At 68.4% G+C, this 19,543-nt stretch carries 23 protein-coding genes; 9 read left to right on the top strand and 14 right to left on the bottom strand.

The genetic code is table 11. From position 1 onward, the window contains the following. Positions 1–137: 137 nt before the first annotated feature. The 3 genes from BSP_RS02845 to BSP_RS02835 all read right to left on the bottom strand — a co-directional run bounded on the left by BSP_RS02845 (position 138) and on the right by BSP_RS02835 (position 3,254). On the bottom strand, positions 138–560 hold the full coding sequence (locus tag BSP_RS02845; protein WP_054764375.1) for a hypothetical protein: 423 nt from the start codon (positions 558–560) through the stop codon (positions 138–140). 67 nt (positions 561–627) lie between these two features. Then, a complete protein-coding gene (locus tag BSP_RS02840; RefSeq protein ID WP_152949227.1) occupies positions 628–1,545 on the bottom strand; it encodes a hydroxymethylglutaryl-CoA lyase in 918 nt (305 codons plus the stop codon). Further along, positions 1,542–3,254 carry a glycosyltransferase family 39 protein gene (locus BSP_RS02835; RefSeq protein WP_152949226.1) on the bottom strand — a complete coding sequence of 571 codons (1,713 nt, stop codon included), beginning with the start codon at positions 3,252–3,254 and terminating at the stop codon, positions 1,542–1,544. Before BSP_RS02835 ends, BSP_RS02840 begins: the two co-directional genes overlap by 4 nt. Before the next feature lie 75 nt (positions 3,255–3,329). On the opposite strand from BSP_RS02835, the gene BSP_RS02830 reads away from it, so the two are divergent. Continuing rightward, positions 3,330–4,070: a glycosyltransferase family 2 protein gene (locus BSP_RS02830; protein WP_054764372.1), complete on the top strand. Its 741-nt coding sequence runs from the start codon at positions 3,330–3,332 to the stop codon at positions 4,068–4,070. Between the two features lie 99 nt (positions 4,071–4,169). Here the strand turns inward: BSP_RS02830 and groL are convergent, their stop codons facing one another. Together groL and groES are read right to left on the bottom strand one after the other, a co-directional pair. After that, positions 4,170–5,816 (bottom strand): chaperonin GroEL, encoded by a 1,647-nt coding sequence (groL, locus tag BSP_RS02825; RefSeq protein ID WP_054764371.1) that lies wholly within the window; start codon positions 5,814–5,816, stop codon positions 4,170–4,172. A gap of 137 nt (positions 5,817–5,953) precedes the next feature. After that, entirely contained in the window at positions 5,954–6,241 is a 288-nt protein-coding gene (gene groES, locus BSP_RS02820) for a co-chaperone GroES (RefSeq protein ID WP_152949225.1), read from the bottom strand. Positions 6,242–6,516: 275 nt separating this feature from the next. Here groES and BSP_RS02815 point away from each other — a divergent pair, with 275 nt between their 5' ends. Then, a complete protein-coding gene (locus tag BSP_RS02815; protein ID WP_152949224.1) occupies positions 6,517–6,942 on the top strand; it encodes a hypothetical protein in 426 nt (141 codons plus the stop codon). 50 nt (positions 6,943–6,992) lie between these two features. On the opposite strand, the gene zigA is transcribed toward BSP_RS02815, so the two are convergent. Beyond that, complete coding sequence (gene zigA / locus BSP_RS02810) at positions 6,993–8,213, bottom strand: zinc metallochaperone GTPase ZigA (protein ID WP_152949223.1); 1,221 nt, start codon at positions 8,211–8,213, stop codon at positions 6,993–6,995. 96 nt (positions 8,214–8,309) lie between these two features. On the opposite strand from zigA, the gene BSP_RS02805 reads away from it, so the two are divergent. After that, positions 8,310–8,894, top strand: a complete 585-nt coding sequence (locus tag BSP_RS02805; RefSeq protein WP_152949222.1) for a DUF1826 domain-containing protein — start codon at positions 8,310–8,312, stop codon at positions 8,892–8,894. Here the strand turns inward: BSP_RS02805 and BSP_RS02800 are convergent, their stop codons facing one another. Both BSP_RS02800 and pgi read right to left on the bottom strand, forming a co-directional pair. Next, positions 8,895–9,272 (bottom strand): DUF4260 domain-containing protein, encoded by a 378-nt coding sequence (locus BSP_RS02800; RefSeq protein WP_152949221.1) that lies wholly within the window; start codon positions 9,270–9,272, stop codon positions 8,895–8,897. After that, positions 9,269–10,879 carry a glucose-6-phosphate isomerase gene (pgi, locus tag BSP_RS02795; RefSeq protein ID WP_227976094.1) on the bottom strand — a complete coding sequence of 537 codons (1,611 nt, stop codon included), beginning with the start codon at positions 10,877–10,879 and terminating at the stop codon, positions 9,269–9,271. The genes BSP_RS02800 and pgi overlap by 4 nt, the downstream gene beginning before the upstream one ends. A gap of 110 nt (positions 10,880–10,989) precedes the next feature. On the opposite strand from pgi, the gene BSP_RS02790 reads away from it, so the two are divergent. Beyond that, positions 10,990–11,466, top strand: coding sequence for a hypothetical protein (locus BSP_RS02790; protein WP_054764365.1), 477 nt, complete (start codon positions 10,990–10,992; stop codon positions 11,464–11,466). Here the strand turns inward: BSP_RS02790 and BSP_RS02785 are convergent. The 3 genes from BSP_RS02785 to BSP_RS02775 all read right to left on the bottom strand — a co-directional run bounded on the left by BSP_RS02785 (position 11,438) and on the right by BSP_RS02775 (position 14,645). Then, positions 11,438–13,699 carry a protein-disulfide reductase DsbD gene (locus BSP_RS02785; protein ID WP_152949219.1) on the bottom strand — a complete coding sequence of 754 codons (2,262 nt, stop codon included), beginning with the start codon at positions 13,697–13,699 and terminating at the stop codon, positions 11,438–11,440. The two genes, BSP_RS02790 and BSP_RS02785, sit on opposite strands and share 29 nt — an antisense overlap. A 51-nt stretch (positions 13,700–13,750) precedes the next feature. Continuing rightward, positions 13,751–14,110, bottom strand: coding sequence for an OmpA family protein (locus BSP_RS02780; protein WP_227976024.1), 360 nt, complete (start codon positions 14,108–14,110; stop codon positions 13,751–13,753). Between the two features lie 193 nt (positions 14,111–14,303). Then, complete coding sequence (locus BSP_RS02775; protein WP_054764362.1) at positions 14,304–14,645, bottom strand: glycine zipper domain-containing protein; 342 nt, start codon at positions 14,643–14,645, stop codon at positions 14,304–14,306. A 133-nt stretch (positions 14,646–14,778) separates the two neighbouring features. Here BSP_RS02775 and BSP_RS02770 point away from each other — a divergent pair, with 133 nt between their 5' ends. The 3 genes from BSP_RS02770 (at position 14,779) to BSP_RS02760 (ending at position 16,919) form a co-directional block, all read left to right on the top strand. Next, positions 14,779–15,045 carry a hypothetical protein gene (locus BSP_RS02770; RefSeq protein ID WP_183216454.1) on the top strand — a complete coding sequence of 89 codons (267 nt, stop codon included), beginning with the start codon at positions 14,779–14,781 and terminating at the stop codon, positions 15,043–15,045. Positions 15,046–15,111: 66 nt separating this feature from the next. Continuing rightward, entirely contained in the window at positions 15,112–16,068 is a 957-nt protein-coding gene (locus BSP_RS02765; protein WP_152949217.1) for a diacylglycerol kinase family protein, read from the top strand. Beyond that, positions 16,068–16,919, top strand: coding sequence for a metallophosphoesterase (locus BSP_RS02760; RefSeq protein ID WP_152949216.1), 852 nt, complete (start codon positions 16,068–16,070; stop codon positions 16,917–16,919). The genes BSP_RS02765 and BSP_RS02760 overlap by 1 nt, the downstream gene beginning before the upstream one ends. A 100-nt stretch (positions 16,920–17,019) precedes the next feature. Here the strand turns inward: BSP_RS02760 and BSP_RS02755 are convergent, their stop codons facing one another. The 3 genes from BSP_RS02755 to BSP_RS02745 form a co-directional block, all read right to left on the bottom strand. After that, on the bottom strand, positions 17,020–17,199 hold the full coding sequence (locus BSP_RS02755) for a DUF1328 domain-containing protein (RefSeq protein WP_008262305.1): 180 nt from the start codon (positions 17,197–17,199) through the stop codon (positions 17,020–17,022). A 114-nt stretch (positions 17,200–17,313) separates the two neighbouring features. Beyond that, complete coding sequence (locus tag BSP_RS02750) at positions 17,314–17,724, bottom strand: hypothetical protein (protein ID WP_152949215.1); 411 nt, start codon at positions 17,722–17,724, stop codon at positions 17,314–17,316. Further along, a complete protein-coding gene (locus BSP_RS02745; RefSeq protein ID WP_054764358.1) occupies positions 17,724–18,068 on the bottom strand; it encodes a YqjD family protein in 345 nt (114 codons plus the stop codon). Before BSP_RS02745 ends, BSP_RS02750 begins: the two co-directional genes overlap by 1 nt. 137 nt (positions 18,069–18,205) lie before the next feature. On the opposite strand from BSP_RS02745, the gene BSP_RS02740 reads away from it, so the two are divergent. Together BSP_RS02740 and maiA are read left to right on the top strand one after the other, a co-directional pair. Beyond that, complete coding sequence (locus tag BSP_RS02740) at positions 18,206–18,859, top strand: fumarylacetoacetate hydrolase family protein (protein ID WP_152949214.1); 654 nt, start codon at positions 18,206–18,208, stop codon at positions 18,857–18,859. Then, positions 18,859–19,494 carry a maleylacetoacetate isomerase gene (gene maiA / locus BSP_RS02735; RefSeq protein ID WP_054764356.1) on the top strand — a complete coding sequence of 212 codons (636 nt, stop codon included), beginning with the start codon at positions 18,859–18,861 and terminating at the stop codon, positions 19,492–19,494. Before BSP_RS02740 ends, maiA begins: the two co-directional genes overlap by 1 nt. Positions 19,495–19,543 lie beyond the last annotated feature (49 nt).

The raw sequence follows: 19,543 nt of genomic DNA, 5'->3' as shown, positions 1-19,543 counted from the left end.
TATCGAAACGCCTCCGCCAGGACACGCCATGCCCGCCGCCCTCAGCCTCGCCGCCAAGGTCTTCGACGTCGCCGTCGTGGCGCTGATCTTCACCGCCTTTTCCTAAATCGTCTTTTCGCCGCCCCGCGCACCGGCCGTCAGTTGGCTAGGTCGAAATCCTTGCGCGACGCGATGATGGTCACGATGAAGCCGGCCAGCACGTCCAGCAGGATCATCACCACGATCAGAAAGAAGGTCGAGGTGGCGAAGCCGCGGATCAGCAGGAATTCGACCAGGACGATGATGAACAGGACCATCGACAGGGCGTGATTGACGATGGCCACCCTCTGGCTCGACGTCGATTTCACCAGTTCGAAGAACAGCAGGATCAGGCCGACGAACAGGATCAGGTCGCCCGAGCCCACATTCCACTGGGCCCCTGACGCCATGGGAATGGAGAACAGCGGATCACGCAGCAGGGCGTCGGCCTGGCTCATGCCGCCGTTTCCGTCTGCGCCGAACAGCACGACGATATTGTAGAGGACCACCGGGATCAGCAGCAGGGGTATGGCGATCAGCATGGCGGCTCCTCTCCCCGGCGCAACGGCTGCGCTTCTTAAGTCTGATTAACCCTATTGCGTCCGTTCGTCACCTGCGGGGAAAGCCGCCTGCCCGGCTAAGGGCGGACGGGGCGGGGCGGCCGAGCACCGCACCGATCCAGCGCGCCGTTTCGATCAGGGCGTCCAGATCATAGCCGGTCTGAAAACCCGCGCGCTCCAGCATATAGACCAGATCTTCGGTGGCGATGTTTCCGGTGGCGCCGGGCGCGAAGGGACAGCCGCCTATGCCGCCGACCGAGGCGTCCAGCACGTCCACCCCCGCCTCCACCCCGGCATAGGCGTTCGCCAGCCCCGTATTGCGCGTGTCGTGGAAGTGCAGGCGCAGGCGCGCCTCCGGCGCCGCCCGGCGGGCGGCCTCGACCTTGCGCGTCACCGCCCAGGGATCTCCGGCGCCGATGGTGTCGGCCAGGGCGATTTCACCGACGCCCAAGGCGCCGATCGCCCCCACAAGGTCGCCGACCTGCTGAACCGAGACTTCTCCGTCAAACGGACAGCCCCAGACGCATGACAGGGTCGCCGACAGAGAGGGGACAACGTCGGACGTCTGGCTGTTGTGACGGCGGGCGACGATCTCGCCCAGCATAGCCAGCTGGTCCTTGACGGCCAGGCCCTGGTTCTTCAGGCCGAAGCCGTCGGTGGCGGAAAGCGAGACATTGACCTCGTCCACGGCCGTGGTCAGGGCGCGATCATAGCCTCGGCCGTTCAGCACCAGACCGATGCGGCTGCGTCCGGCTTCGTGAGGCAGGGCCGCCATCACCGTTTCCGCCCCGGCCATCTGCGGCACATATTTGGGATGGACGAAGGAGACGGCCTCGATCCGCCGGGCTCCGGCCGCCTCCAGCCGCCGCACCAGTTCGGCGCGGACGGCGGGGTCCAGCACGGTCTTTTCGTTTTGAAGGCCGTCGCGGGGGCCGACCTCGACGATCTGAATGAGGCGGCGGCTCATCGCGCGGTCGCCGCCGTCGCGAGGGCGGGGGCGGCTTGCGTCGCAGGCTCCGCCGTGCGGGGCGGGGGCGCATAGACGGTCAGGCTGACCTCGTCTCCGGCGGAATAGTTGTAGCCCCGCACGACCCCGACCGCCCGGCCCGCCACACCCAGCCGCCCGGCGGCGGCGCGGAAGGCGTCGGCGTCTCGCCCTTCAACGATGGCCGGCCGCCCTTCGGCCAGGGCGCGGGCGGCGCCTTGGGCGTCCGTCAGATCCGTGTCGCGACCGGTCAGGAAGACGAAGCTGGGCTCATGAAAGCCGGTGATGGCGACCGGTCCGGGCGTGCGGCCCTGGCGGGGATGCAGGTCGGCCGCCTCCAGGGTCTTTTCCAGCCGAGGCGCGATGGCCAGGGGGCGCAGCTGCCGGATCGTGCCCGACAGGGCGGCGTGGGCCACGATCCCAAAGGCCAGGGAGGCGACGAGCGCCGCCGCCGGCGCCCGGTTCAGCAGCAGAAAACCGCCGACGGCTGCGGCCGCCAGGGTCGATCCGACCGTCAGGGCCGCCCAGGTCTGGGCCGTCGAGGTGCCGTAGACGGTCAAGCCATAGACGGTGATGCCGCAGATCAGGACGGCGGCGAATACCGCCAGGGCCGCGCCGGTGATCCGCGAGACCTTGCCGATCGGCCGGGCCAGGGCGGCGGCGGCCAACAGGGCCAGGGCGCCGAAGGTCGGCAGGGTGTAGTGCCACAGCTTGGTCGGGGCCAGTTCGAACATCAGCCAGCCGGGAACCAGCCAGCAGACCAGGAAGCGGATGGCCGGCTCGGCCCGACGGGACCAGCCGGTCGCGACCGCAGCAGGCAGCAGCAGGGTCGAGGGGAAGAACAGCAGGGGCGCGAGAAGCACATACATTCCCGGGAAGCCGGAATGGCTTTCATGGGCCCCGGCGATCTTGGGCGCCAGGTCGCCGCCGATGGCTTCGCGCCAGAAGCCCCCGTCGGTGGCTATGGTGATGGCGATCGCCCAGGGGCCGACCATCAGGGCCACCAGCGGCAGGCCCCAGCCCCAGCCCAGCCGGCCCAGCCAGCGGACGTCCCGGTCCCAGATCGACAGGGCCAGGATCGCCAGGGCCACGACCAGAAGGCCGATCGGCCCCTTGATCAGGATCGACAGCCCCAGGCCCAGCCAGAACAGAAGCTTGTGGGGCCGGATCGGTCGTTCCCCGGCTCGGGTCGCCATATAGATTCGCGCCAGGGCGGCCATGGCCAGGGTGGTGGCGCCGCACAGCATGGCGTCCGTCTTGGCGATCCCGGCCTCGGTGGACAGAAGGAAGGTCGCCCCCATGATCGCGCCGCCGAAGAAGCCGACGCGCGCGCCCAGCAGGGCCGAACCCGCCCAGGCGACAGCCCAGGCGGCCAGCATGGCCCCCAGGAGAGAGGGGATCCGATAGGGGGCGATCTCGCGATCCTCGGGGTCCGAGGTCAGGGCGACGGCGGCGGCCTGCAGCCAATAGATGCCGACCGGCTTCTTCCAGCGCGGCTCGTCCTGGAAGCGGATGTCCACATAGTCGCCGCTCTCCAGCATCTGGACGGTGGCCTGGGCGAAGCGGCTTTCGTCCCGATCCAGCGGCGGCAGGAGCAGCAGGCCCGGCAGGCCGGCGACCAGCGTCAACAGGGCCGCCAGCAGGGGGCCTCTCCAGCCGGCGATGCGGCGATCCAGATCGAAGCTCTTCATGAGAGACTCCTTACACGGGGACCGGGCCGGCGTCAGCCGTCTCCCCTAAGCCGTCGATCTCGTCTATGGAGCGGCATGACCGCCCAAATCGCTCCTGACGCGCCCCAGATCTCCGTCGTGGTTCCCGTTCACGACGAGGCCGGCGCCGCCGTGCCCCTGGCGCGTGAAATCGCGGCCGCCTTCGCCGGCCGGTCCTATGAAATGATCTTCGTCGACGACGCCTCCAGGGACGCGACCTTGGCCGAGCTGAAGGCGGCCATGGCCGAACTGCCGACCTTGCGGGTTCTGGCCCACGGAACCAATGCGGGCCAGAGCCGGGCGGTGCGCACCGGGGTGCTGGCGGCGCGGGGATCGGTGGTGGTGACGATGGACGGCGACGGTCAGAACCCGCCGGCCGATGCGCCCCGGCTGGTGGACGCCCTGCTTGCGGCCCCCGCAGACGTCGGTCTGATCGGCGGGCGACGGGCCAAGCGCCAGGACAGCGCCGCCAAACGCCAAGCCTCGGTCTGGGCGAACCGCATCCGTCGTCGACTGCTGGGCGACGACGCCGACGACACCGGCTGCGGGCTGAAGGCCTTTCGCCGCGACGTCTTCCTGCGGCTTCCCTATTTCGATCACATCCACCGCTATCTGCCGGCCCTGATGATCCGCGAGGGTTACCGAAACCAGTATCTGGACGTCGATCACCGCCACCGCGAAACCGGCCGGTCGAAATACACCAACTGGGGCCGGCTGAAGGTCGCCTTCGCCGATCTATTGGGCGTCATGTGGCTGAAGAGCCGGTCGCGCCGGCCGGGGGCGATCTCCGAATTTTGAGCGCGATAATCCAGACGCTCACAGAACGGGCGCGACAATAGAAAAGGGCGGGACCTCGCGGTCCCGCCCTTCTGCATTTCAGCGTCGGAAGGCTTGGACTTAGAAGTCCATGCCACCCATGCCGCCCATGCCGCCCATGTCAGGAGCGGCGGCGCCGCCCGACTTCTTGGGGGCGTCGGCGACGGCGGCTTCCGTGGTGATCAGGATGCCGGCCACCGAAGCGGCGTCTTGCAGGGCCGTGCGGACGACCTTGGCGGGGTCGATGACGCCCATCTTGACCAGGTCGCCGTACTCTTCCGTCTGGGCGTTGAAGCCGAAGGAGGCGTCGTTGTTCTCCAGCACCTTGCCGACCACGATCGAGCCTTCGACGCCGGCGTTTTCGGCGATCTGACGGATCGGGGCCTGCAGGGCGCGACGGATGATGGCGATGCCGGCGTTCTGGTCGGCGTTGTCGCCCTTGACGTCGGCCAGGATCTTGGAGGCCTTCAACAGGGCGATGCCGCCGCCGGGAACGATGCCTTCGTCAGCCGCAGCGCGGGTGGCGTTCAGGGCGTCGTCGACGCGGTCCTTCTTTTCCTTCACTTCGACTTCGGTCGAGCCGCCGACGCGGAGAACCGCGACGCCGCCGGCCAGCTTGGCCAGACGTTCCTGCAGCTTTTCCTTGTCGTAGTCGGAGGTGGTGTCTTCGATCTGGCGCTTGATCTGGGCCACGCGGGCTTCGATGTCGGCCTTCTCACCCACGCCTTCGACGATGGTGGTGTCGTCCTTGGTGATCGAGACCTTCTTGGCCTTGCCGAGCATGTCGAGCGTGACGCTCTCCAGCTTGATGCCCAGGTCTTCCGAGATGACTTGGCCGCCCGTCAGGATGGCGATGTCTTCCAGCATGGCCTTGCGGCGGTCGCCGAAGCCCGGCGCCTTGACGGCGGCGACGCGCAGGCCGCCGCGCAGCTTGTTGACCACCAGGGTGGCCAGGGCTTCGCCTTCGATGTCCTCGGCGATGATCAGCAGCGGACGGCCCGACTGCACCACGGCTTCCAGGATCGGCAGCATGGCCTGCAGCGAGGTCAGCTTCTTCTCGAACAGCAGGATCAGCGGCTCTTCGAGAACGGCCTCCATCTTGTCGGCGTTGGTGATGAAGTAGGGGCTCAGATAGCCGCGGTCGAACTGCATGCCTTCGACGACGTCGACGGTGGTGTCGGCGGTCTTGGCTTCCTCGACGGTGATCACGCCCTCATTGCCGACCTTGGCCATGGCCTGGGCGATCAGCTCGCCGATTTCGGAGTCGCCGTTGGCCGAAATGGTGCCGACCTGGGCGATTTCCGAGTTGTTGGAAACGGGCTTGGAGTTGGTCTTGACCTCTTCCAGGACCAGGCCGACGGCCTTGTCGATGCCGCGCTTCAGATCCATCGGGTTCATGCCGGCGGCGACGGCCTTGAGGCCCTCTTGCACGATGGCTTGAGCCAGAACGGTCGCGGTGGTGGTGCCGTCGCCCGCCTTGTCGTTCGTCTTCGAAGCGACTTCGCGGATCATCTGGGCGCCCATGTTCTCGAAGGCGTCTTCCAGCTCGATTTCCTTGGCGACCGAGACGCCGTCCTTGGTCGAGCGCGGGGCGCCGAAGGACTTCTGGATCACGACGTTGCGACCCTTCGGACCCAGGGTCACCTTGACGGCGTTGGCGAGGACGTTGACGCCGCGCAGCATCTTGTCGCGCGCGTCGGTGTTGAACTGTACGATTTTAGCGGCCATGCGGGCAGCTCCTTTTGTGTGAGTGGCGAGTGGTTAGTGGCGAGTGGCGAGGATCTGAGATTGGGGCGACGGCGGCGGTTTCGTCCGGAAACCTGCTCGCCACTCGCCACTGATCACTCGCCACTGAGGGCTGAGCCTTAGCTCAGCACTCCAAGCACGTCCGACTCTTTCATGATGATCAGGTCTTCGCCGTCGATCTTCACTTCCGTGCCCGACCACTTGCCGAACAGGATGCGGTCGCCGGTCTTCAGCTCCAGGGCGTTGACCTTGCCCGAGTCGTCGCGGGCGCCGGGGCCGACGGCGACGACTTCGCCTTCCTGGGGCTTTTCCTTGGCGGTGTCGGGGATGATGATCCCGCCCTTGGTCTTGGATTCTTCTTCAACGCGCTTGACCAGCACGCGGTCGCCGAGCGGACGAAACGCCATCGGTTGTCTCCCTTGATCCCCCGAATGGGGCGATTTGAACAATGGGTCAGCCTCTCCGCGACCGCCGTTTTAGCAGCCGACCACGGAGAGTGCTAACGCGAGCGGGAGTTAGTCAGAGGGCGGCGGGGCGTCAAGCGCCGCCGCGTGTGAAACTTCCGCGACGGATGAACGCGCGATGAACCACGGCCTCCGAACCCGTTCAAACGGCGCGCGCTAAAACCACCTCAACGCTCGCGATCCCCGGAAGACGCGAGGCGATTCAGAGGAGACGGACCATGTCCAAGCTGTTGAAAATCACCGCCGCCGTTGTCGCCCCCGCCGCCGCCCTGGCCTTGACCGCCGCCCCGGCTTCGGCCCAGTCGCGTGACCGCGACGACACCGCCCGCAACGCCCTGATCGGCGCCGCCGTCGGCGGACTGGCGGGCGCCGTCTACGGCAATGGCGACGGAACCTATATTGCGGGCGGCGCCTTGGCCGGCGCGGCCTTGGGCGCGGTAGCCTCGTCCAATCGCGGATCGGACTGCGGCTATTATCGCGGCGGCCAATGCTACCGGAACCAGGGCCACTGGGAACGCGAGCACGGCATCAACAGCCGCGACCCGCGCTGGGAGCAGCGCCGTGATTATCGCGACTGGCGCCGCGACCAGCGCTATGACCGGCGCGACGAGCGCCGCGACTATCGCTACGATCGCCGCTGGTAGACTGCGGACGTGAAATTCAGAAGGGGCGCCTTATCAAGACGCCCCTTTTGTCATGCCGCGTCCCGACGCGGGTCCCAATGCGGGAAGGGATCCTCCAGCCTGGCCCAGCCCTTGGGTCCGCGTTCCATCTCGAACCGGCTCAAAAGGGCGGCGTCGAACAGGGAGGTCAGCAGATCGCGGTTCATGTCCTTGCCGATCAGGACGATCTCCTGACGACGGTCGCCATAGGGTTGTCGCCAGACGGCCTCGATCGCCTTCAGCCATTCGGCGTTGTCGTCGGGCCAGCGCTCGCGCGGCGCCGAAGCCCACCACAGTCCGCCCCATTCATGTTCGGTCACGGCCCCGGCCTGGCTCCAGGAACCGACATAGTCCATCCGGCTGGCCAGCCAGAAGAAGCCCTTGGAGCGCCAGACGCCGGGCCATTCGCGCTGCAGCAGGTCGTAGAAGCGTCGGGGATGAAAGGGTCTGCGCGCCCTGTAGACGAAGGTTGAGACGCCGTATTCCTCGGTCTCGGGCGTCACCTCGCCGCGCAGGGCCTGGGACCAGCCGGCCGCCTGTTCCGCCCTTTCCATGTCGAACAGGCCCGTGCCGACGACCTGATCCAGGGGCACGGCGCCGCGCACTGCCTGGATGATCCGGGCGCGCGGATTGAACTGGGTCATCATCGCCTTCAGCGTCCCGAGTTGGGTCGCATCGAGCAGATCGCACTTGTTCAGCACGATGACGTCGGCGAACTCGATCTGGTCGATCAGCAGATTGGCGATCGTGCGTTCGTCGTCCTCGCCCAGATGTTCGCCGCGAGTCTTCAGCCGGTCGGTCGAGGGATAGTCGCGGTGGAAGTTGAAGGCGTCCACCACCGTCACCATGGTGTCGATCCGGGCCAGGTCCGACAGGCTGAAACCGTCCTCGTCGCGGAAGTCGAAGGTGGCGGCGACCGGCATGGGTTCGGAAATCCCGGTGGATTCGATCAGCAGGCAGTCGAACCGACCCTCGCGCGCCAGCTTGCCGACCTCGATCAGCAGGTCCTCGCGCAGGGTGCAGCAGATACAGCCGTTGGACATCTCAACCAGCCGTTCCTCGGTCCGCGACAGGTCCGCCCCGCCGCCGTCGCGCACCAGGGCGGCGTCGATGTTCACCTCGCTCATGTCGTTGACGATGACCGCGACCCGCAGCCCGTCGCGGTTCGCCAGGACGTGGTTCAGCAGGGTCGTCTTGCCGGCCCCGAGAAAGCCGGACAGGACGGTGACGGGCAGGGTCTTGAACTCGGACATGACGGCGCTCCACGGCTGCTGCGCCGAGCTTGACCACAGCCCGGCGACTGTGAGAGTTACGTTATATTATAACATGCATAGTCAGCAAGGTTTTCCATGGCGGTCGGCGCAGTCGTCCAGGGGCAGGCGCCCACGGTCTTCACCACCCTGTTCGAGCCGCAGGTGCGGATGGCGATCTGGTCGCGGCCCAGTCCCATGCCGCCGGACGCCTTACCCCCGCCGGACTTCACCGCCGACTGCGACGGGCGCTGGATCGCCACGTCCGGTCCGGCGCCCGAGTGGTTGCTGCAGGATATCGAGGGATTGGCGGAGATTGTGGCGGCGATAAGCGGATGCGACGCCTGGCGGGCGCGCTGCGAGACCGTGACCCGCCGCGCCTGCCCGCGGTTTCATCAGGACGCCGTGCCGGTACGCCTGATCGTCGCCTATGAGGGGCCGGGGCCGGAATGGGCCTTCGCCGGCGAGATCGGCGAGGATCTGGACGGGCGCCTGATCGGCACGCGTCGTCGGGTCCGCACCCTTCGCCCTGGCGACGTCGCCGTCATCAAGGGCACGGCGCCGGGCTGGGAGGCCTGGCCGGACTTGCCGGTGGTCCTGCACCGCTCGCCGCCGGCCGGGAGACGCACCCCCCGGCGCGTCCTGACGATCGACGCCGCGCCGGACCGCGAGGACCGGGTTTGATCAGGGTCGCGAACGCGCGCGTCCGATCAGGCCGAGATGAGTCACGCCAAAGGCTTCAGGCGATTTCAGCCCATACCCCAGGGCGCGATCCAGGCCGATATGGGCCAGCCAGATTAGGGCCACGGACGTGGCTGAGGGGATGGATGCGGCGAGCCCCACGGCTCCCAGCACGAGGGGGCCGATCAGGCTGTGCGCCAGATTATAGCCCAGGGCGCCGAGACTCGGCCCCGCCAGATAGGCTGCGAAACTGACGTCGGGCGCCAAAAACAGGACGGCGAACAGGATCCAGCTGGCGTCCATATGGGCGTAGGCCGCCAGGGCCGCGCCGAAAAGCGCCAGGGCCTCGACCCTTTGCCAAGTTGCAGCGACGACCTTCATTGCGACAGGCGTCGCATCAGGGCGGCGGTAGAGGGGTCCAGTGCCTCGGACGGTCGTCCCGCCTCCACATCCTTCAGGATCGCCTTCGCTAGGACCTTGCCCAGCTCTACGCCCCATTGGTCGAAGCTGTTGATGTCCCAGATCACGCCCTCGACGAAGGTCTTGTGCTCATAGAGGGCCAGAAGGGCGCCCAGGGTCTGGGGCGTCAGACGGTCCATCAGTATGGCGGTCGAGGGGCGGTTTCCGGTGAAGGTCCGGTGGGTCGCCAGACGGGTCGCCTCTTCTTGCGACAGGCCCTGGGCCAGGCCTTCCGCCTTGGCGGCTTCGGTGGTCTTGCCCAGCATCAGGGCCTGACCCTGGGCCAGGGCGTTGGACCAGAGCGGCGATTCCGGCGCGTCTCCATGGGTCTTGGCCACGATGACGAACTCGGCCGGGACGATCTGGGGACCCTGGTGGATCTGCTGGAAGAAGGCGTGCTGGCCGTTGGTGCCGGGCTCGCCGAAGACGACGGGGCAGGTCTGGCGCGTCACGGGGGTTCCGTCGCGATGCACCCGCTTGCCGTTCGACTCCATCTCCAGCTGCTGCAGGAAGGACGGCAGGCGGCGCAGGGCGTGGGCATAGGGGGCCACCGTGCGGGCCGGCCGGTTCAGGCCGTCAACGTTGAAGACCTGGGCCAGGGCCAGAAGGATCGGGGCGTTCCGCTCCAGCGGGGCCGAGACGAAGTGATCGTCCATGGCCGCCGCCCCGGCCAGCATGGCCTCGAACACGTCCCAGCCCAGGGCGATGGCGCACGACAGGCTGACCGCCGACCACAGCGAATAGCGTCCGCCGACCCAGTCCCTGAACGCGAAGGTGCGGCCGCAGCCGAAGGCCGCCGCCTTGTCCGGCGCCGCCGTCACCCCGATGAAGTGTTTCGTCATGCCTTCGACCGGCAGGGCGGCCGCCAGCCAGGCCTTGGCCGCCTCGGCGTTGGCCAGGGTTTCCTGGGTGGTGAAGGTCTTGGACACCACCACGACCAGGGTGGTCTCGGGATCGAGCCCCGTCAGGGCCTCGGCCATGTCGCGGGGGTCGATGTTGGCGACGAAACGCAGGTCGATGGACGGCTCCAGCGGCCGCAGGGCGTCCCACACCACGCGCGGACCCAGGTCCGAGCCGCCGATGCCGACATGGACGATGGCTTTGAACCGTTTGCCCGTCGCCCCCGCCTCGGCGCCCGCGCGCACGGCTTCGGCATAGGTCTTCATGTCGGCGCGCACCGCGTCCACCTCGGCCGAGACCGGCTCGCCCAGGGCCTTGAAGTCGGCGCCGGCCGGGGCCCGCAGGGCCGGATGCAGCACGGCCCGGCCCTCGGTCAGGTTGACGGCCTCGCCGGCGAACAGGGCGGCGCGACGGCCCTCGACGTCGCAGGCGTGGGCCAGGTCCAGACAGGCCTCGAAGGCGTCCCGGGTCCAGCTCTGTTTCGACAGATCCAGATAGAGACCCGCCGCCTCGACCGACATCCGCGCCAGCCGGTCCGGATCGGCGGCGAACTGGTCCACGATACGGGCTTTGCCCGCCGTTGCGGCGGCGGCGTCGAAGGCGGTCCAGGCGTCGTTGCGGGTCATCAGTCGTCCTCGGGAGGAGAAATCTTGGGAAGACAAGGAAGGTAAACACTCGTTTACGGGTCGAGCGTATGCCGGTTCAACGTCCTAGCCGACGCTGAAACAGGAAGTCACCCATGTCCTGCGGCCTTGCTCTCACGATCGCCCTGACCCTGTCCAATCCCGCCGTGGCCCTGGCGGCTGATCAGCCCGCTGCGGCCGCCGGCGCCCCCGTGTCCGTGGCGGCCGAGCCCCTGTTCGCCGACATCGTGGCCCGGTCCGGGAGGCTGAAGGCGATGGTCGACGGCTGGGCGGCGTCAAAGGCTGCGGACGACGCCGGTTTCTTCACCAGCCAGGCCTTCACCGGCTTCAAGGCCCAGGCGGACGAACTGGCGGCCCTGGACCTGCAGGGCCATCTGATTCTGAAGGAACGGGGCACCGACGGCGATCTGAAATGCATCCTGCGCGGCATCTCCGAGGACATGCCGAAAAAGGTCCAGGCGGTTCAGGCCGCCGCTACCCCCGCAGAGCGCGCTACGGCCCTGTCGGAACTGTCCTATTTGCTGAACGACAATGTCGAAGTGATCACCGCCCCGCCTCAGCCTGAGGTCTAGTCGTTTTGACGGGGCGGAGCGCCTCGAGGACCAGGCCTTCAGTCAACAGTTGCGGCAGAACGCGGGGCTCGCCGCCTTCCGCCGGATACAGCAGATACAGGGGCACGCCCGAGCGGCCGTGACGCTCCAGTTCACGGCTGATGGCGTCGTCGCGGCGGGTCCAGTCGCCGACCAGATAGAGGGTGTTCGACGCCTTCAGGGCCTCGGCGACGCGGGGCGAGGACAGGGCGGCGCGCTCATTGATCTTGCAGGTGACGCACCAGTCGGCGGTGAAGTTGACCAGGACGGGACGGCCTGCGGCCTGGGCGGCGCGGACGGCCTCGGCCGACCAGTGGGCGGCTGTGAGGGAACCGGTCTCGGCCGCCTCCGCGGACGGCGGCCGGGTGGCGGCCAGACCGGCGAAACCGACGGCGAAGAGCAGGGCCAGGGTGGCGGCGACGGCGCTGACCACGGCGGTCCCGCCCTGGGCCCGGCGCGCCTGGTTCATGCCGGACAGCCACAGACCGAAGGCCAGCATCAGGCCCGCAGCGAGGACCAGGGCCAAGGCGTCGGGTCCCGTCTGGCGCGAAAAGACCCAGACCAGCCACAGGGCCGCGCCGTACATGGGGAAGGCCAGCAAGGCCTTCAGCCGCTCCATCCACGGCCCCGGCCGGGGGAAGCGTCGCAACAGGCCGGGCGACAGGCTGATCGCCACATAGGGCAGGGCCAGGCCCAGGCCCAGCATCAGGAAGATCGCCAGGGCCGCCGGCCAGGGCGCCAGCAGGGCTGCGCCGAGGGCGGCGGCCATGAAGGGGGCGGTGCAGGGGGCGGCGACGACCACGGCCAGCACCCCGGTGAAGAAGGCCCCCACGCCGCCGGGCAGCCGCGACAGGGGACCGGCGCCGGCCCCCTGCAGTCCTGCCCCGACATGGAAGACGCCCGACAGGTTCAGGCCGACGCCCAGCATCAGCAGGGCCAGGCCCGCGATCACCGCCGGCGACTGAAGCTGGAAGCCCCAGCCTATGGCCTCGCCGCCCGCGCGCAGGATCAGCAGGGCGCCCGCCAGGACCAGGAAGCTGGACAGGACCCCGGCCAGGAACAGCAGGCCGTCGCGCCGGGCCTCGCCGGCCTGATGGGCCGAGGCGGCCAGGGCGGCGGCCTTCATCGCCAGTATGGGAAAGACGCAGGGCATCAGATTCAGGATCAGTCCGCCGACGAAGGCGAACAGGATCGACTGCAGGATCAGGTCCGCGCCGGCCCCTTCGGCGGGGGGGGCGGCCTCGCCGCTGAGGGCCGCGCCGCCGGCCGTTCCGGGCAGGGGGGGACCGGGCCGGGCCGTGATCTCCCAGGCGCCGGCGTCGGTGGCCAGGACGCCGGACACCGGTCGGGTCAGGCCCTGGGCCTTCAGATCGGCGCCGGGGGTCAGGGTCAGGCTCAGCCCCCGGGGGCCGGCCTGGCCCGACTGGGCCGCCGCATGGTCGATCACGCCGCCGTCATAGGGATAGAAATAGGCCTGGGTCACGCCCGGCGCGCCGCCCATGATCTCCGCCAGCGGCCCGCCCGCCGCCGACAGGGTCAGGACGCCGTTCTCGAGCGCGGCGCGCGCCTCGATCCCGGCAGGGCGGGGCGCGGCCTCGAGCACGGCCTGGAGCGCCCGGCCGTGATCCGGGTCCAGCGGCGGCGCCCCCTCCCGGATCGGCAGGTCCAGCCTCAGGCTCATCTGCACCGGCACGCACATCTGGTCGCTGCACACCAGGAACAGGGCGTCGGCGACCAGGGGCAGGGTGGTGCCGGGTCGGGCCGAGGCCGGGATCTCGATCGGCACGGGCAGATAGACCTCGCCCGAATAGCCGTAGTTGACCAAGCTCATCAGCCGCTGGCGGGTCGGCAGGGGCCAGACGATGTCGCCGGCCTCGACCCCCGGCGGAAGGCGCCAGTTCAGGGTGGTGGGGCCCCCGGAATCGCCGGGGTTGCGCCAATAGGTGTGCCACCCCTCGGCGATCTGCTGTCGCACCGCCACCACGGCGGTGGAGCCCGGCGCCGCCCAGCGCGTCAGAGGAATGAGTTCCGCCCGGATGTTCTCCTCGCCCTGAGCGCCCGTCTCGACGGGGGCTTGGCTTCGGACCTGGGCCAGGGCCGGAGAGGCCAGGCCCAGCAGCAGGCCCAGGTTCAAGACCAGCAGCAGGCGCACCCCGACTCTGGAGCCGTCGCGGAGCCGGCCGGCCTTGAACAGGATGGAGAAAAGAAGGCGCATGATCGGCCTTTTAGGCCGGGAGACCGCCCCTGTCAGGGCGCCTTTACGGGATCAGCGAGGATGGGCGTCGATCGCCACCTCGGTGCGGCGGCGCAACGGCTCGGCAGCGCCCTCGGTCGTGACTGCGCCGACGTCCCCGGCGGCGGCCACGTCGAAGACGGGGGCGGGCAGGCCGGCGGTGTTCAAGGCCTGGGCCACGGACCGCGCCCTCTGTTGAGAGAGGCTGAGGTTGGCCGCAGACCCGCCCGTGGCGTCCGCGAGGCCCAGCACTTGGACCCGCCGAACGTCGCAGGTCTTCAGCACATTCGCCGCCGCCGTGATCGCCTGATCGGCCGCAGGCGTAAGCCGAGCCTCGCCTTCACGGAAATAGATGTCGAACCGCACCGGCGCGCACGGAGATTCCCCCGTCACGATTGCGTCTCGCGAAGGCGCGGTGGCGCAGGCCGACACGGCCGCAGCCAAACCGAATGCCGAAATCGTCAGATATCTCATACCGTCCCCCTCGGTTGTGCGTCTGCAGACGCAAAAAGGGCGGCCCGTCGCCGACGAGCCGCCCGGTTGAACGGACGCGAACCGTCTCACGTCCGTTCAGAAACCCTGAGGCTCAATAGCGCCGTTGGCCATTGTCCCAGTAGCATTCGTCCTGGCGGTTGTCGTAGCAGTAGTAGTAGCGACCTTGGCTGTCGCGATAACGCTGCTGGTTGTTGCGGTCCGCCTGAGAGCCGCGCACCGCGCCGGCCGCACCGCCCAGGGCGCCGCCGATCAGGGCGCCGGTGGCCGCATTGCCGCCGCCGACATTGTTGCCGATGACCGCGCCCGCCACGGCGCCGAGGCCCGCGCCGATGGCGCCCTGGCGCACCGTCTGGTTGGTGCCGCCGTAAGGATCGCTGGCGCAGGCCGAAGCCAGAAGACCGGCGCCGGCTATGGCGATGATGGCCTTGTTCATGGTGAATTCCTTTATCCTGGGTTCGCCCCGAATACGAGAACGCTGGACTCCCGCACCGGTTCCCTTGTCTATCACTGTTCCGCTTAAGCGGCTAAAATCGCCGCACGGCAGTCAAGCTTATGGGGGCAGGACGATGCGATTTTCCACACTCACGCGGGCTTCGACCGGCGCCGAGGGACCGATCTGGTCGCGGCCTCGCAAACGCAAACGCAGAGTCTCGGCGGCGTCCCTGGTCAACACCCTTCTGGTTCTGCTGGCCCTGATCGGCGCCCTGACGCTGGTTCTGTCGATCAGGGCGGGTTCAGTCGAGACCGCCGGCCGGACCATGGACGGATGGATCGCGACCGCCTGGGCCCACGGGCAGGCCTTGATCGACCGAACGCCCAGCCCCAGCCGCTGAAGCGTCAAAGCGACGTCCGCACCACACTGAGGGGAACGGCTCGGCTTGGCAGGCGTTCGGCCCGACATGACCGACATCCTGAGCTCTGAGCCCGACACAGGGGCGGGCGGGCAGCGCCCGGACGCGGGCCGCGTCCTGACGCCTCATGCGTCGCTGAAGCGGTTGGTCATTCTGGTGAATCCGCTGTCAGGCGGCGTCGGACCGCGCGCCGTCGCAGAGGTCGAGGCGATCCTGGCCGACTATGAGGTGGAGAGCCAGGTCGTGCTGTTGCAAGGCGGCGGCTTCGACCAGGCCATCGCCGACGCCTTCGCCGCAACGCCCGACGTCATCTTCGTTCTTGCCGGGGACGGCACGGCCCGTTCGGTGGCGGCCAAGGCCAGGCCGGACGGTCCGATGATCGCCCCCCTGCCCGGGGGCACCATGAATATGTTGCCCAAGGCGCTTTACGGCACCGGCGATTGGAAGGCGGCCTTGCGCCACGCCCTGGAGGAGGGCGAGCCCCAGACGGTGTCCGGCGGCGAGGTCGGCGGGGAATATTTCTACTGCGCGGCCATCCTGGGATCGCCGGCCCTTTGGGCCCCGGCGCGGGAGGCGATGCGGACCGGAAAGCTGAGACTGGCCTGGGCCTATGCTCGACGGGCGCTGAAGCGAGCCTTTTCCGGCCGATTGAGGTTCAGCCTGGACGGAGGCGGCCGTCGCCGCGCCGAAGCCCTGGTGTTGATCAGCCCGATGATCTCCAAGGCGATGGAGGAGCCGACGGGGCTGGAGGCGGCGGCGCTGGATCCGTCGGACGCCACCCAGGCCTTCCGACTGGCGGCGACGGCCCTGTTCAGCGACTGGCGCCATGATCCCGCGGTCTCGACCCGCCCCGCCAAGCGGATCGACGTGCGCGCTCGGTCCAAGATTCCCGCCGTGATCGACGGCGAACCCCTTCTTCTGAGCCCCGAGGCGACGGTGCGGTTCATTCCCAAGGCGTTTCGCGCCCTGGCGCCCAACCCCCCCGCCGCCGAGGACAGTCTGTAATGGGGCGTATTCTCCAGTTTTCCGATGTTCATTTCGGATGTGAGCACAAGGGGGCGGTCGCCGCCGCCCTGGAATACGCCCACGCCACGCCCAACGACCTGGTCCTGATCACAGGCGATATCACCCAGAAGGGCTATCCCAAGGAGTTCGCGGCGGCGGGTCGCTGGATGCGCGCCATGCCCGAGCCGCGCTTCGTCATCGTCGGCAACCACGACGTCCCCTACTGGGACGCGGTCGCAAGGCTGTTCCATCCCTGGAAAGCGTTCGAGACGGCGACCGGGTTTCCCGCCCACGACGGCCAGTTCTGCAATGAGACCGTCATGGTGCGCGGCGTCGTCACGGCGCGCGGCTGGCAGGCCCGGCCCAACTGGTCAAAGGGGGTCATCGATCTGGACCAGACCCGGCGCGCGGCCGAGGCCCTGCGGCAGGCGCCGATCGGGGCGCTGCGCATCCTCGCCTGTCACCATCCGCTGATCGAGATGATCGGGGCGCCGATGACCGGTGAGGTCAAGCGCGGGGACGAGGCGGCGCTGATCTTCGCCGAGGCGGGCGTGGATCTGATCATGACGGGCCATGTCCATGTGCCCTTCGCCCTGGCGATCGACCTGGCGGATCGCTGTTCCTATGCGGTGGGTTGCGGAACCTTGTCGCATCGGGAGCGGGGATCGCCGCCCGGCTTCAATCAGGTGGAGTGGGACGCCAAGACCATCACGGTCACCGCCCTGGCCTGGGACGGCGCGGCCTACAGGCCGCATCAGGTGTGGAGGCTTCCGCGTCGCCAAGACACCCGCCACGCGGCGACGGCGCCCGATCCGAACGCGCCGGGCATGCTGGAAAAGGCGGCGGTCTGACGCCGCCTTTCCATCTCGGCCACGGCCCATAAGGACCTCGGCATGAAGAAAGGGCCGGAACTCGCGTTCCGGCCCTTTCCGTTTTGAAGCTCGACGCCCTTTACAATCGAGGCGCGCCGCGTCCGCGAAGTCCGCCGGCCACAAGGGCGATGACGAACAGGATGATGGCGATCACGGCGATGAATTTGGCGATCTCGAACGAGAAGTTCGCGATGCCGCCGAAGCCGAGAACGGCTGCGATCAAAGCCACGACCAGGAAGATAATTGCCCAGCGAATCATGGGTTTAGCTCTCCTGCGTTGATGTTTCCGACGGCGGCCTCGCAGCCGTTCGTCCGTCGGTGGATCAACGTTCCCGGTCGCGGGGCGTTCCGCCCGCGACAGAGAAAGGAAAGACTATCGCCGCCGGCGACGGCCGTAGCCGCGATGCTCCATCTTGCGGTCCGCCACCATGCCGGCCACGATCGCGGCCAGGGCGGGATTGCGCAGCAGCAGGAAGGCGGCCCCCAGTCCGCCGACCACCCCGATGACAGGGCGCTCGCGCACCATATGCAGGATCTTGCCGGCCAGACCCTCCGGATCCTCCTCCTCGTCCTCATCGTCCCCTTCGGCGCGCTTCAGGAAGACGAGGGCGACGATCAGGGCCGTCAAGGCGAACAGGCCGAAGGTGATGGCGGCCGCGCCCAAGGGCGTGGTCATCAATTGGAGGGCGTAGAACACAGCGACGCCCAGGAAGATGACGGCCAAAAAGACGCTGGCGGCGACCACGGCGGTCGCCACGGCGCGCTTGAGGATGCCCTTGAACATCAGCGGCGGCGACCGGCCAGCAGCATGCCCAGCACCAGACCGACGCCCAGGGCGATGGCCGTGGACTGGAGCGGACGTTCCTGCACCCGTTCGACGACATAGCGCTGGGCTTCGTCCAGGCGCTCGGCGGCGTCGTCGTAATATTCGCGGCCCCGAACGCGGGCGGCGTCGTAATAGGTGCGGGCCTGTTCGCGCACTTCCTCGCTCTTGGCGCGCAGGCGGGCCTCGGCCTCCTCGGCCTTTTCGCGCAGGCGCTGGGTTTCTTCACGAGCGCCGGCCTTCAGATCCTCCTTCAGGGTCTTCAGATCGGCCTTGATGTCTTCTCGAGCCTTGGTGGTGGCCATGATGCGCGCTCCAGTTTCAAGCTTGGCATTAGAATAGGGAACCCCGTCTGCCAACGCCACACCCCTGTCGAGGTTCCGTCGTCGCCAATGTCGGTGAAGGCCTCGTCACCTCCGTCCCGGCGCCTTAGATTGGCGCCATGACCGCCTTTCTGTTCGAGCCCCGACCCCAGCCCAGCCTGCCGATCATCGGCGATGCGCGACGGTTTCCCGTGCGGCGGATTCTGTGCGTGGGCCAGAACTACGCCGCCCATGCGCGAGAAATGGGGTCGGATCCGGAGAAGCAGACGCCCTTCTTCTTTTCGAAGCCGGCCGACGCCGTGGTGACCGACAGCGCCGATCCGGCCTACCCGTCCGCGACGGCCCAGCTGCACTATGAGGCCGAGCTGGTGGCGGCCATCGGCGAAGGCGGGCGGATCGTCGGCTGGGCCGCCGGGTGCGATCTGACCCGACGCGATCTGCAGGCCCAGGCCAAGGCGGCCGGTCGCCCTTGGGACGCCGCCAAGGGGTTTGATCAGTCGGCGCCCTGCGGCGCCATAACCCTTGGCGCCCTGCCGAACCCGGACGGGTCCATCGTCCTGACCGTCAATGGCGAAACCCGCCAATCCAGCGTCCTCAGCGACATGATCCTGAACCCGGACCAGATCGTCGCGGCGGCGGGCGGGCTCTGGACGCTTCAGCCGGGCGACCTGATCTTCACCGGAACCCCGTCCGGCGTCGGGCCGATCGTGCGCGGCGACAAGGTGGCGGTCGCCATCGAGGGTCTGGCGCCCCTGAGCTTCGAGATCGTCTGATGATCCTGCACGGCTATTGGCGGTCCGGCGCCAGCTATCGGGTCCGCATCGGCCTGGGGCTGAAGGGACTGGCTTATCAGACTGCGGCCCTTGATCTGCGCAAGGGCGAACAGAAGGCCCCCGCCTTTCTGGCGATCAATCCCCAGGGCATGACCCCCGCCTTGCAGCAGGGGGAGACGGTCCTGACCCAAAGCCCGGCGATCCTGGAATGGCTGGAGGAGACCCATCCCGAGCCGCCCCTGTTGCCGAAGGACGCCCAGGACCGCGCCCAGGTCCGGGCCATGGCGGCCCTGATCGGCTGCGACATCCATCCGCTGAACAATCTTCGCGTCCTGACCGCCCTGCGTCAGGAGTTCGGCGCCGATCAGGCGACGGTCGACGCCTGGGCGGGGCGCTGGATTACGCCGGGCTTCGACGCTCTGGAGGTCCTGGTCGCGCGCCACGGTGCGGGTTGGAGTTTCGGCGATCGTCCCGGACTGGCGGACTGCTATCTGATTCCACAGCTCTATTCGGCGCGGCGGTTCAATCTGGCCCTGACGCCCTGGCCGCGCCTTCTGGCGGTCGAGGCCGCCGCCCAGGCCCATCCGGCCTTTCAGGCGGCCCACCCGGACCGGCAGCCCGACGCCGACGGCTGAGCGCGCCCGACCCATATCGGCGGTCGATGAGTAAGACTCGCGTAAGGTC

Source organism: Brevundimonas sp. Bb-A, assembly GCF_009394735.1.
Taxonomy (GTDB): Bacteria; Pseudomonadota; Alphaproteobacteria; order Caulobacterales; family Caulobacteraceae; genus Brevundimonas; species Brevundimonas aurantiaca.
This window is presented reverse-complemented; position numbering and strand designations above follow the sequence as displayed.